General features: G+C 58.0%; 7 protein-coding genes and 5 pseudogenes. 7 read left to right on the top strand and 5 right to left on the bottom strand.

The window, feature by feature from the left end; translation table 11 throughout:
• Nucleotides 1-485: 485 nt before the first annotated feature.
• The 3 genes and pseudogenes from IVB13_RS16770 to IVB13_RS16760 all read left to right on the top strand — a co-directional run bounded on the left by IVB13_RS16770 (nucleotide 486) and on the right by IVB13_RS16760 (nucleotide 2552).
• Nucleotides 486-899, top strand: a complete 414-nt coding sequence (locus IVB13_RS16770; RefSeq protein ID WP_247489719.1) for a hypothetical protein — start codon at nucleotides 486-488, stop codon at nucleotides 897-899.
• An 843-nt stretch (nucleotides 900-1742) separates the two neighbouring features.
• A pseudogene (locus IVB13_RS16765) lies at nucleotides 1743-2057 on the top strand (cupin domain-containing protein); the annotation flags it as partial.
• A 276-nt stretch (nucleotides 2058-2333) separates the two neighbouring features.
• Nucleotides 2334-2552: a hypothetical protein gene (locus tag IVB13_RS16760; protein WP_247489717.1), complete on the top strand. Its 219-nt coding sequence runs from the start codon at nucleotides 2334-2336 to the stop codon at nucleotides 2550-2552.
• Nucleotides 2553-3311: 759 nt separating this feature from the next.
• Here the strand turns inward: IVB13_RS16760 and IVB13_RS16755 are convergent.
• Both IVB13_RS16755 and IVB13_RS16750 read right to left on the bottom strand, forming a co-directional pair.
• Nucleotides 3312-3572: pseudogene (locus IVB13_RS16755) on the bottom strand (endonuclease); the annotation flags it as partial.
• Nucleotides 3573-3662: 90 nt separating this feature from the next.
• A complete protein-coding gene (locus IVB13_RS16750) occupies nucleotides 3663-5630 on the bottom strand; it encodes an acyltransferase family protein (RefSeq protein WP_247489715.1) in 1968 nt (655 codons plus the stop codon).
• A gap of 451 nt (nucleotides 5631-6081) precedes the next feature.
• On the opposite strand from IVB13_RS16750, the pseudogene IVB13_RS16745 reads away from it, so the two are divergent.
• Together IVB13_RS16745 and IVB13_RS16740 are read left to right on the top strand one after the other, a co-directional pair.
• A pseudogene (locus tag IVB13_RS16745) lies at nucleotides 6082-6273 on the top strand (IS5/IS1182 family transposase); the annotation flags it as partial.
• Nucleotides 6274-6574: 301 nt separating this feature from the next.
• Nucleotides 6575-6790, top strand: coding sequence for a hypothetical protein (locus tag IVB13_RS16740; protein WP_247489714.1), 216 nt, complete (start codon nucleotides 6575-6577; stop codon nucleotides 6788-6790).
• Between the two features lie 310 nt (nucleotides 6791-7100).
• Here IVB13_RS16740 and IVB13_RS16735 read toward each other — a convergent pair whose 3' ends face one another.
• Nucleotides 7101-7367: a hypothetical protein gene (locus IVB13_RS16735; RefSeq protein ID WP_247489712.1), complete on the bottom strand. Its 267-nt coding sequence runs from the start codon at nucleotides 7365-7367 to the stop codon at nucleotides 7101-7103.
• A gap of 816 nt (nucleotides 7368-8183) precedes the next feature.
• Nucleotides 8184-8921 (bottom strand): metallophosphoesterase, encoded by a 738-nt coding sequence (locus IVB13_RS16725; protein WP_247489707.1) that lies wholly within the window; start codon nucleotides 8919-8921, stop codon nucleotides 8184-8186.
• Nucleotides 8922-9526: 605 nt separating this feature from the next.
• On the opposite strand from IVB13_RS16725, the gene IVB13_RS16720 reads away from it, so the two are divergent.
• A complete protein-coding gene (locus tag IVB13_RS16720; protein ID WP_247489705.1) occupies nucleotides 9527-10957 on the top strand; it encodes an undecaprenyl-phosphate glucose phosphotransferase in 1431 nt (476 codons plus the stop codon).
• 27 nt (nucleotides 10958-10984) lie between these two features.
• On the opposite strand, the pseudogene IVB13_RS16715 reads toward IVB13_RS16720, so the two are convergent.
• Nucleotides 10985-11130 (bottom strand): annotated as a pseudogene (locus tag IVB13_RS16715) (IS5/IS1182 family transposase); the annotation flags it as partial.
• Between the two features lie 1210 nt (nucleotides 11131-12340).
• Between IVB13_RS16715 and IVB13_RS16710 the strand changes: the two are divergent.
• Nucleotides 12341-12598 (top strand): annotated as a pseudogene (locus IVB13_RS16710) (transposase); the annotation flags it as partial.
• Nucleotides 12599-12668 lie beyond the last annotated feature (70 nt).

Raw genomic sequence — 12668 nt, 5'->3', positions numbered from 1 at the left:
GTGCCCATATTGCCGAAAGCAAATCCTTGAAAAACAGCGGCGAAAACACATTCTGCCAAAGTAGTGCTAGACTAGGCTAGCCTAGCTAGGAGGGTCCTGCTGCCAGTTAAATTCGGCGACTGTTCGCGATTCCTCGCCGTGCGCAGACGCCGCCCCTGCACTGGCGGTGATCCACAGGCGATGCTTGCGCTATTCGCGCCACGGCATGCGGGACGGATCCGTAGCCCGCACATCGCCTGTTTCGTCCAGCCGTTTGCACGCAAATTCCCTGTTCACTAGCGATAAATTCCCTGTTCGGATTTGGCGGATCGCGCCCCGGATGCACTGAATTTCAAGGCAAATGTTCGCATTTTCATGGGATAGCGGCCTCACCGCAGGCGCGCTTTCCCTGTAAAATTGCCTGTTCGCAGGGAATTCGGACCGCGGCAGCGCAGGAACTTCCAGCGTCTGTCGTGATTGCTGTTCAAGCTCAGGGAGACGCATCCATGATCCGCAAGCCTCTGTTCGTTGCCCTTGCCTGCATAGCATTCTCGTCGACCGCGTTCGCCCAAGGCGGTGGCGGTGGCGGTGGCGGCGGTGGCGGCTCGGGTGGGGGAGCCGGCGGCGGCGCGGGTTCGGCGGCAAGCTCTGGTGCTGGGACAGGCACCTCGTCGAGCAGCGCGACCTCGGGCCCCTCGGCTCCTTCCGGCATAGGGACTCAAGGCACCACCACCGGCGCTAACGTGAACACGAGCAGCCCCAACCCCAGCCAGAACAATCCGAACGTCCAACCCCCAACCGCGAACGGAAAGACGCCGGCCGCCGCGCAGGCCGAGCGTAACTCCGGGGTTGGTCATTCAGCTAATGGTTTGCCGATCGGAAGCCCCGGATCAGGCACCAGCAACGAAGATCAGAAATAGGGCGATCTATTCATCAGCTCTCACCAAAGGCCCACCGTTGTGGGCCTTTTCCTTCGAGCTATGGAGATTAGGCGGATCTTTGAACTTTGGAGGGCTCCGAATAGATCGGACAGCCTGCGGCCGTTGTGTTAAAGGCGGGATGAAAAAATTTATTTTGGCGATGCTGCTCATCACGACGCCGGCATTGGCGCAGCCCGAACCGCCAGCTGCGAAGGCCCCATTGACCGATCGCGAACGGGTTCAGGCCGATCGTGCGCAGGCGGCCACGCAGGAGAAGGACGCCCCAACCGCGCGCCCGTGGGATAGGGGCGCGGACGGCAAGCGGCCTTGGGACCGGGGTGCGCAAGCGAAGTAGCAGCGTTCCCGGCGGGAAGTCGAAAGCCTGTCGGCAATAGGCAGCCTTCCGTTAGGATCCTTCCGTGACGGAACTGAGTTCACGCGTAACGGGCTGAGCTGCCTCAGTTTCTCCATCGAGCCGCCAGTGCAGCGACAGGGCTCTGGCCCGGCGTCCTCGCCAGTCGGCACGGCGCTATCTGACGGTCACTTCCACGGCGATGACCGAGGATCCGCTCTGCCTGCGGTTTTCGCCCGACACCGCAATTCGGAACCGGTCAGTTCCTGGACGGGAAGGGGCTTGGTAGCGAAATGACGGGCCGACGATCGTCACACTACCGGCACTGGGCGCCTCTACCAGTTTAACTTCGTCCAAAAGCTGAGTTCTGCCGCGCAGTTAATCTCTAAGTTCGGTATCCCGCTCGTACTCGAAACGAAGGGAATAGGGAGATGGGCAGGGCCAAAAAAGCAGGCTTAGATTACAGTTTCGAGGTCTGCGGGATAGGCACCGCTTGTCAGTCCGTCGACAAAGGCGAGCGCCATCAGGTGGGGCGTGTCGGGGTGAAGCCCAGCGGGCAGCTGTCGCTGCAGAAGCACCATCATCGTGCCGAGCATTGGATTTGTGGTCCGCGGCGCGGCCCGTGTCACCGTCAACGAGATAGTGAAGACGGTGCACGAGAACGAGTCCATCTACATCCCGATGGGCGCGGTGCACTGGATGGAGAACCCCGGTAAGATCATGCTGGACTTGATCGAGTCCAGACCGGAAGCTATCTCGGGGAAGTCGACATCATCCGGATTGAAGACGACTATCAAAGAGCTTGAGGAAGACTGGTTTCCCTTTGCGGATTCGGACACGACGTTGCCTGCGTCAACAGGAACGAGAAGATCGAGAGCTTTCATTGTGGCGAGATCCCGGTCGATGAACGGTCGCGACCAAAGTAGAGGGCAAGCGGCCCCACTTCACCACCGCTGTGCCAAGCCAATCGCTAACGACGATGAGGTGTCCATCTCGGTCGAGTGCCGCCACAATGGAAGCAGATCTGTCTTGATAAATTTGCCGCGTGCGAGTCGCAGCAAAATGATCCGCAGGAACAGCTGATGCGAAGAATTGTCCGGGAACAACTCGATCAAGTTGAGCGAGACATCAAGCTGTACGTGGAGTTTGATAAGGCAGAGAAAGATAGGTTCAATCGCGAGTCTTACCTGTGGACTGCAGAGGATCGCATCGAGTGGCAGGAGACGCAATCGGACAATGCTCAGCGCCTCCGAGAATTGCGCGAGGAGCGTGACGCTTTGCGCAGCCAGCTGGAAGAGTAACAGTCAAATGGGTCATTCCAGGCCGCTAAACAGTAATGCCAGCTGCGGGTTAGCTTTCTCCAAGATTGTTTCTTTGCGTATTGCGCGGACATTGCTCGGGTTCCTTCGACTGCTGTGGCTCTCACCAAGGAACGCGACAATCCGCTATATGACTTCAGCCCCCATTAGAAGCCTTTTGCCTTTACGGCTAGCAACATTGGGAGGGCACGCCATGTTTGACCCTCGGAGGTTGTTGATCTCCTTGAGCAACAAGAGGCGTCTAAGCTGTGCTCCGTTCAAGAGTGATTCAAAGAGCGAGAGGAACTCGCGGACCTGAACGTAGGCCTCCATGCTAATAGCATATTGATCGAAACCGTAAGATCGAAGTTGAGCTTGGATATCGAGTGCAGCAGAAGCGTCCAGTTGCCAGTCCAGGGCGTTTTTGATGGTGTAGAGTTCGGCTGCATCCTGGAAGTCCGGGGCGATGCCCGCCACATCGACTCGACGAAGCGTTATCTCAATTGCCTTTTGGCGATATGTTTTCAGGAGCCTATGCCGCAGAATCCGGTAGCGTTGCATCTCCCAGGAGAGTTCAGCGATGTCGATGGCGAGCAGCCATTCGATAGCAGATTGGGGTTCGATGTCGCGGAAGATCGCGGCCTGCACCGCATGATAGTGGTCGATGTTCTCTCCGGGCAAAAGTTGAGGCGGAGGACACAGCGCCTCGAACTGAGATGGCAAGATGCTCGCCGAGTGCGGTTGGGTGCCCTCCACCGCCTGGACTTCGAAGCTAATCGCGCCTGACTTCGAGCGCTTTGCCCTGATGCCGTGGCCGACAGCCTCCTTCGCATCCTCCGGAACGAGCTTCTTCAGCTCGGCCTTTGCAAGTTCATGTTCTCCATGGGCTTCTCGCGTGCGGAGATAAGAAGCCGCCAGCTCAGCCCACGAATTGGAGGTGACCATGTCAATAATCTTGACTGCCTCAAGTCTTGGCCGCGGGGTCTCGATGTTAAACAGGGCGGGTGGCTCTCCGGTCTGCAAGAGATCAGGCAGGGCCCTTTCTACAGTAGCATCGGCTGGCCTTCGATCGATCCCGACGCTCCGGCTAAAGTCTTCAGCTAGATTTGATCGTCAGAGGGCAGCTGTCAGATCTGCCGCGAGACGATCCTTAAGAAGCAGTGTAAAATCGACCGTGAGATGATTTGCGTCCCTATAAACCACGATGCCGTCACGAATAGCCGGACACACCAAGTCTGTGCAAATTGACGATGTTAGGTCGATCATGCGCGCGTTGTTGATGGACGAGACGACACGTTGCTCAGCTTCGAAAACTTCATCACTCATGGTGAGCGATAGACTACGGCTACACGTGCTAAATGGAAGGCCGCGCCATTCCGCCCGAGCGAGACAATTCCCGACGGGATGGTAAGGAGTGGGATTGTCGCGGAGCACGATTAGCTTGACGCCGAGTGGCTCAAGCTCCTTGAGCGCTCTAAATAATCCACGCTCCCACGTCTCTACGCTCACCGCGTGAGGTCCCAGATTGGTGAATGGGCCCTTGACGTTCCCGCTCGAAAACTGCGCCAGCAGGATCGCGTCGGGGGTATCTTGATTTTTGATCTTAGCGATCGCCTGCTCGCGCCAGCTTGCGCACTGGCTCGAAAGACGACGAAGTCGCAAACTGTAGACCTTGGAGATGGAAATATCAGCGACAGGACAGGAGGCCCTTAAATAAGTGATAAGCCGCCATCCCTTCTGTTCGGCAATAGCTGTAAGCGCGGTTGTCCATTGATCGGCGTGAGAATCTCCTAGCAGAACGATTGTCTTCGTATAGTTCGATGGGCCGAACACGCAACGAATTGGCTTCGGTGTCGTGAACCCGGCTAGACAACCGCTCTCACTCGCAAGTGAAAACTTGGACGTTGAGGCAACTATGGCCGCTTGCGCAGCATCCGTAACGTATTGTGCAATCGTGAATGAAAGGACGCCGGCAACTGTGGCGATTAGCGTAAGAGCACCGCCCATGGCAATTGACCGTACAGATCGTTGTGCCAGCCAATAACTAGATCTGATCGGGCGTTCGAGCCAAGCGAAGCTGAGCGAGGAGAGAACGACTGTCATCGCAAAAAAAAGGCAATGGGCCAGCGCCGTACCGCCAACAAGTACCGTACCAAGCACTGCAATCGGCCAATGCCAAAGGTAAATGGCATAGGATCGGGCATCGAAGAATTGAAATGGACGCATCCTAAGCAAAGCGGACGGTCCAGCAGGATCGTCTCCCGTAAGCAGCAACAGCGCTGTGGCGAACACTGGAACCATTGCAACTACGCCCGGGAACGGCATGAACCCGTCGATAGCAAAGAATGACAGGATGAGAACCGCAAAGGACAACCATCCAACGATCAGCCGACTCGAGCCAGGCTGCCTCATCCAGTCCTCGAACGGCCTTGTCGCGATCAGGGCTCCTAATCCAAACTCCCACGCTCGAGGGGGCGCCAGATAGAATGCCCAAGCCTGCTTGCCATAGGTCAGGTAGAAGCAAGCGGCGAAGGATCCGAACACGACGATCAGTAAAGCTATCAGCAGGACGTTTTGGCTGATACGGCTGACCAGGAGGAGAAACGCCGGCCAAAACAAATAGAATTGTTCCTCAACCGACAGTGACCACGTATGAAGAAATGGATTGAGCGAACTTTCGGGCGCGAAATAATTCGTTGATTGGCGAAGGAGCCAGACGTTGGCTGCATAGAGCGCAGAAGCGGTGGCCGATTTGGCCATTTCCTTCTGTTCAAACGGCGCTAGTACGAAGTATCCAATGGTCAAAGTTGCTACCGTCACCGCGAGGGCGGCGGGCAAAAGCCTCTTGGCTCTGCGACCGTAGAAGCCAAGGAAATCGAGCTTCCCGGTTGCTGCTATCTCCCGAAGCAGAAGTTGCGAGATCAGGTAACCCGATATGACAAAGAAGACGTCTACACCGACAAACCCGCCGGTTACGCTTGGAACTCCGTAGTGAAAGGCAACGACCGACAGAACTGCGATTGCCCTGAGTCCCTCGACATCCGCTCTGAAATGGGCCGCCGCGCGCGATACCGGTTGCATGTCTGTTACTGTCTACATCGCATCCAAAAACAGGGCATTCAGCCCTGCGCAATTGTTCGCAGCTTGGCCATTTTCGGCTATTCGTGGGGCGGTGACCGGGCAGAAAGTTCTTGTTGAAGAATTGGCCCGGCGGGTCACAATGGGAGACCGGTCGCCCGGTGTAGGTGTCCTGGATAGAGCGGAAGCGTCGGGTGTGACCCGAGGCGATCAGAAGAGAGCAGCAGATCAGCTTCGGAGCTCCGGAAGGCGGCTCGCCATGTCCGGTGACTTCAGCTTTAGCCTCCCACGCTCGCGCGCCCTCATTGGAGAGTCGGCTAAGGCTCATGAGCGACAAAACTCGAGGTAAGCATAATAGGTCCGCTTTCGGTTGTATAGCGGCCGACCGTCTCTCGCGGACCACGTTGAGCCGGACCGTCTTGCCGTGATTCAGGTCCTATCGAGGCGACGAATCATGCGCTACGAACTCACCGACGAAGAGTGGGCTGCAATTAAGCCGATGCTAGGTCTTGCGACCTGGAGCGCCATGGCGCGATCGGCCGGTCGTCCGTACACGACCTGCAACAACCGCTTCGTTCCCTGGCGACGAGCGGGCGTATGGGCCCGAATTATGAGCGCCCTGACAGGCGCCCATGATGCCGCCGTCTAGGTGCTCTAGAGCCCTGTAACAGCCCTGATCCTCGGCGGTTCTTTGTCCTGTTCGTGTCGCTCTTGGGCTTGGCCGCGACCCCCGTAAATCACTCAAAGCGTCGTCGTTTTCTCGCGCAGGGGGGCTGCCGCTGTCGCGATGGAGTTTATCAGGATATCAGGGCGAGCTTGAAGCGCCGCATCGCTCGCTAAACCAGCTTACCGCTTCGGCGATTCTCAGCATGTGCGAAGGCGAGGGCACTTTCCAAGTCCACCGAATAGATCGGACAGCTCCCCGGCCACCGTGTTAAAGCCTTGGCATGAGAAAATTCATGCTGATCCTGCTGCTCACCATTGCTCCGGCATCAGCGCAGAGCGAGCCCGTCCCGTCGAAGGCGCCACCGACCGATCGCGAACGGGTCCAGGCCGATCGGGCGCGGGCGGCTGCCGAAGAGAAGGACGCTTCGACAGCGCGCCCCTGGGACAGAGGGACGGATGGCAAGCGGCCTTGGGAGCGGGGCGCGTCACCGAAGTAGCGGCCGTGACGGCAATCGGCGGCCCGTCCTGACGGAGCGAAGCCTCATTCGCGGCGTGAGCTCGCGGTCTTCGGCTTGGGCCAGACCGTCTAATTTAGCGCAAGACGCTCGACCAGCTGGGACCAAGATTCCAACTCGCAAGGCCAAGATTCAATCCTGTCGTCAAAGCCAAGGCTCAAAGCCAAGACGCGCATCGTGCGCGAGCGCGCTCTCGATCGGACCTCAAACGGAAACCGCCGCTGCTGGTTGCCCCGACGTGCGGCGGTTCATGATCGGAGCGCAGCTCGGCTCTTGCCAAGCGCACCCGTACCTAGCGGACGTACCAATATCCCCACCAGCGCTGGGACACGGGCCGCGCTTCCGCCTTCATGGTCGCGACTTCCTCGACGGAGCGAAGCTGCGGGCCGTAGATCGCGGGCGGATAGACGTCATCCCACAACACTACCCCGGTCCGGACATAGGCGGCGTGATGATGTGCCGGAGCGAGCGCGAGCTCCGCGGCCGGGGCGGCAGTCGCAGTCAAAGTGAGGCCAAGAGTAGAAAGAGCAATGAATGGACCGGGAGCGCGAAAGTTCATTGTATTGAATCCTTCTCAAAATGCGGCGTGAAATAATGCGACGGCTTCGGAATGGTTGCAAGTGCCGGGGGACGCGGAAAAGGCGCGAAAATCCCTCTTCCTGGAGCGTCGGCTCGTTTCAATGACAGGATAGATCGCACCGAACCGGCTTAAGCACCACCGTCTTCGAAACGGTACGCTCCGCTCGCAAAGGCTTGCGCCTCGATGAGCAGGAAGAAAGTCGGAGCACCGCTGCTTCCCAACAGAGCAGGCCTGAACAATCTTTCGGCGCCCTCAAATCATCGCGAACCATGATGTCGACACACTGCGTGCTCTTGATGGGCATCGCACCATCCAGGACGGCTTCCATGACTTCTCGATTGTTTGCGTCGTCCCCCGACCTCGACCCTCCGGCATTCCCGAGGGGCGTTTTGGTCTCGTCGGCATCGCGTGCGGGGATCTCGTTGGGATAGGATATCAAGCAAGCAAGGGTACAAGGGCATGACCGAGGCAAGGAAGGACGCTCCGCGGCGCTACATCGTGGATGGAGCCGGACAGCGCGTCCTGGTCGGGCTAACGAGCTCGGAGACCGTCGAGTTCGAGAAGCTGGATCGTCCGATAGCGTCTCTGGAAGGCTCCTCTGTGCTCCAGGAGCAACGCTGGCTTGGTCAGAATAGCAGCGATGAGCGTTGGTCGGAACTTTACCTCAAGCACGAGCGCGCCTGGAGCGCTTGGATGGCGGAAAGCCGAGCACGCTCGCATCCTCTGTGCGTGCTCAACTAGGTGTGGTCGGTTGATGTCAGGCTCGCTCGCTACTCGGAAACGAATGCGGATCGTTCACACCGCGAGCATTCGGCTTCCCTGGATGCTCATCAGCGTGAGATTGCCCGTCGCATAGGCGCCCGTGTCGATGTTGGCGCGATTGTTTCGCACGTCGGCGCTCCGCACTGGCGTGTGTCCGTGCACGATATATTTGCCGAAATGCTTCTCGCTCTCTAGGAACTCCGCGCGAATCCACAAAAGATCGTTTTCCTGCTGTTCGGACAACGCCACGCCCGGTCGAACGCCCGCATGCACGAAGAAGAAATCCCCGCACGTAAAGCTCAGCCGCAGATTGTCCAAGAATTCCAGATGTTCAGTCGGCATTGCGCGAATCAAATCGTGCAAGATCGATGCCGGCTCATCGCGCTTCAGATCTGCCGGAGCGAGCCCATAGGACATCAATGTCTGGGTTCCGCCGACGGCGAGCCAATTCTCGAACAGTGAAGGGTCTTCGAACACCTCGACCAGAAATGCCTCGTGATTGCCCTTGAGGAAAACCGCATTTCCCCGGCGACTCCGCTCGACCAGGATGTCGAGGGTGGCGCGCGTGTCCGGACCACGATCGATGTAATCGCCCATGAAGACCTCGATCGCACAGCGCGCGCGGCTGCGAGCCATGTCGGCGTCGATGACCCGCAACATGGGCTGCAGCAGATGCGCACAGCCGTGAATATCCGAGATCGCATAGATGCGAACCCCCTCGGGCAAGTGCGGCTTTTGGATTGGCCGACGTGGTCGGGCGAGAGATATCATGGCGCACAATCGGTCAGGTGGTCGACAAAATCTCCCCAAGTCGCCGCACCTGAGAACTCTCCATCTAACGCGAACAATGTGCGGTGGATGGAGTGACGTCCTCATTCTCCGGTGATCACGCCAAAAGAAGGGCGGAATTCTTACCTACCTAGTTTGTGTGGTCCGCCGGATAACCGGCCCGTGGAAATTGCATTACTGAAGTGCAGAGCGCGGCAAAGATGCATGTCTAATGCAAATCCGGCGATACATCCGTAGGTGGATATCCGCCGAAGTTCCCGCAAATGGACTCCATAGCAGTCTCGCAACACGATGGAAACGGCGCGAAGATGAGCGGACACCGCTCGCGCGACCATTGAAGAATCGTGTTGGTATGTGGAACTTGGTTCAGAACAGGGCAACGCGTCGCCGATATGTCAGCACTGTGACGTGAGCTTTGAGCGCCACAAATTTCGATGCGCATTTTCGACGCGACGCATATCCGTGCATCGTAAATTTGCGTGCGGCGCCACAATATCGCTGCGATCACTTAACACCCTCTGCTTGGGAAGCGGCAAATCTTCAGCATCACAATGACCGCCAGGCACCCTCCACACTTCGAGGATCGAATGGTTGTTGCAACTTATGGCTCTGAAAGCACTTATGCGGTGTCCTCCGCACGGGGCACGGCTCTTCAGAGGCCTTTTCAGCTTCTCGTCATCGCGGCCGACCTTTTGCTGATTCTGCTCAGCTACGCGCTGGCGTCGGAGCTTTATAACCTCGCCACGCCATCATTCAGAGACGGAGCACCCATCGGCGCCGGACTGATCGTCAGCACAGTGTTTGTTGTGATCGCCTATTCGCAGGGTGTGTATGCAACGCACCGTCTGCTAAATCTGGTGTGGCAATTGCGCAAAGCGGTGATCATCTGGCTGGTGTCACTGACAATCCTTGCGGTCGCGGCGTTTCTATTGAAATCGTCGGACAATCTGTCCCGCGGCACGTTCCTCATCTTCACCGGCGTTGGCGGTGTTGGACTGCTCAGCCTGCGCTTTGCGTGGCAGTGGGCGCTCCGGACGAGCTTTGCCAAGGGCCGATTGGTCGACCGCAAGGTTGCCCTACTCAGTCTGAAGCCGCTTGATTTCACCTCGAGCCGCTTCAAGGACCTGCGCAAGAACGGATTCGACGTGGTTCGCCATTTCGTGCTTCCCGCTAACAACCATGGCAACGGCTGGGAGAGGCAAATCCGCGATGTCATCCAGCAAGCCCGTGCAGCAGATGTGCAGGAGTACCTGCTGGCGGTTGACTGGAACGAGCTACCGTTGTTGCAGCAACTTGAACTGCACTTGCGCGCCGTACCACAGCCGATCCGGCTATTGCCGGATAATTCGATCGCCGATCTCGTATCGCGTCCGTTTTTGCCGGTCAGCGGCACGGTGGCAATCGAGATTCAGCGGCCACCACTCAGCGTGTTTGAACGTCTCCAGAAGCGCTGCCTCGACATCGGTCTGGCCTTGTTTTCGCTCGTGGCCTTGGCGCCGGTGCTGATCACCGTCTCCATTCTAATCAAGCTGGATTCGCCTGGAAGCGTGATCTTTCGACAGTCGCGCCGCGGCTTCAACGGCAAGCCGTTCGACATTTGGAAATTTCGCAGCATGAACGTGTGCGAGAATGGTCACTCGATTACTCAGGCGACCAAGCGTGACGCGCGCGTCACGAGGATTGGGCGCTTCCTTCGCGTGACCAGCATTGACGAGTTGCCCCAGCTCTGGAACGTGCTGCGAGGGGACATGTCGTTGGTCGGACCACGCCCACATGCGCTTGCCCACGACAACTATTATGACGAGATCATCAGGAATTATGTGTACCGCCATCACATGAAGCCAGGCCTCACGGGCTGGGCTCAGGTTAACGGCTTCCGGGGCGAAACGCCGACCATCGACCTGATGGAAAAGCGGGTAGAATATGACGTTTGGTATGTAAGGAATTGGAGCATTTGGCTCGACCTGAAAATCATGGCGCGCACGGCGGCTACCGTCATTTCCCAGGAGGCCTACTAGGTCAGCGCAGGCAGCTTTGGCGGCCGAGGCCGTGGACTCATAAGCGCTGAGCCACCTGTGGATTGAGGCGAGTAGGCCACAGCGGAGAAGTTGCGTGTGAGCTTGTCGAAGCGGTCCGGCCGCCGGAACTGTTTACGCCTGCAGAAAAAGCGTTCAATTAGGTTGCGCTGGCGGCACGTCGCAACCCGCAGATTGGATATTGGGCTGGGCAACATTGCACTCGATCGGATCGTCGTCTCGGCGACGACCTCGTGGGCGTCGGCGGGCCAGCGAGAGGTTGTTGAGGCACTGCGCTTGGATCCGAGGCCTGTCCGGGCGAGAGCGGCAATCTCATGGACAAACCATCTTGATCGACAGCCTCCACGAGAGCGCCAATCGCGTGATCTATCAGCCGCCACTCCGCCTCGGTCAGACTCTCGCGCGCCATCGCAATGCTCCTTTTGGAGCTCGCGCCAATCACTGACCTTCAGGTCTTATGCCTCCCGCGCGACTTGTTCCACAGCCGTACGATGGCCTTCCTTAGTACGATCAGCCGGGGCATCAGGACGAAAAAAACTCCCGTTGCGAGTGATCCGAGAGCGTGGCGAACGGAGAATTGTTCGTTGTGATCGAGCTGGTCTTGATGCTTTTCGATCGGGGCCGGCGCCAGGATTGTTCCTGATCTGTTGAGGCGCGATCGCGACCCGCGGGGAGGAACCACGATGAGCACGAATAAAACGTTGAGCAGCAGCCAGATGCTTACTATGGCAAGTACCGTCATCCAATCCCACCGAAATGCAAGCTCAAATATGGGCCAAATTAACCCTAGAAACCTCGGAACGGAAGCGCGCATAACGCGCCTCGAGCGTAGATCGGCTCGTTCCCGCCGATGACCTCCCAAGATACTCTATCTCAATCACCCCACGGCCGCCTTCATCAATCCGTGCAAAATCGGCTACGACAGTGAGGGGCGTTTGTGGACTCCGTACGACTACGGTCGGCGCTGCAGCCATGGATCGCGCGGGCGCTAAGCCGCAGGAAGCTCGCCTAGAACCGCTCGGCATTGAGGCGCAGCAGATGAGTCGGGAGTTGTTCGAGCGGCAGCTCTCGGGGTTCCTTACGCAACGGCGCTCGGTTCCGCACAGCTGTGAACCCCGTCTGTAGGCGTGACAACATGCCGTCTCGGGCTGCGCTGGCAATCGCACGTATAGCGCTCGACAACTGATTATGAATGGAAAACGCGCAGCGGCGCGCCACGCACAACGGTTTGCCTGAACGATCGAAGACCTGAAACCTGTGACGAAGCGGTAAACTCCGGCATCACCCCAGATCGATCTGGTGTGACCTGCCCCTGCAAATTTCCTCCACGCGGAGTTAGAGTCCGGCCTTCTCAAGGACGGACAGATGAAGCGAGCCAGGTTTACTGAGGAACAGATTATCGGCGTGCTGCGGGAACATGAGGTTGGTGCGAAGACCGCCGATCTCGCGCGCAAGCACGGCGTCTCGGAAGCCACGCTGTATAATTGGAAGGCCAAGTATGGCGGCATGGACGTTTCCGAGGCCAAGCGGCTGAAGCAGCTTGAGGAGGAGAATGCCAAGCTGAAGAAGCTCCTGGCCGAACAGATGCTGGATGCTGCAGCACTTCGCGAGTTGCTTTCAAAAAATGTATGACCCGCCCCGCCCGTGCAAGGTCGTTTAATGAGGACGATGCAGTCTGCACAAATGTATCCGG

Origin of the sequence: Bradyrhizobium sp. 17 (genome assembly GCF_023073515.1) — a bacterium.
Taxonomy (GTDB): Bacteria; Pseudomonadota; Alphaproteobacteria; order Rhizobiales; family Xanthobacteraceae; genus Bradyrhizobium; species Bradyrhizobium canariense_D.
This window is presented reverse-complemented; position numbering and strand designations above follow the sequence as displayed.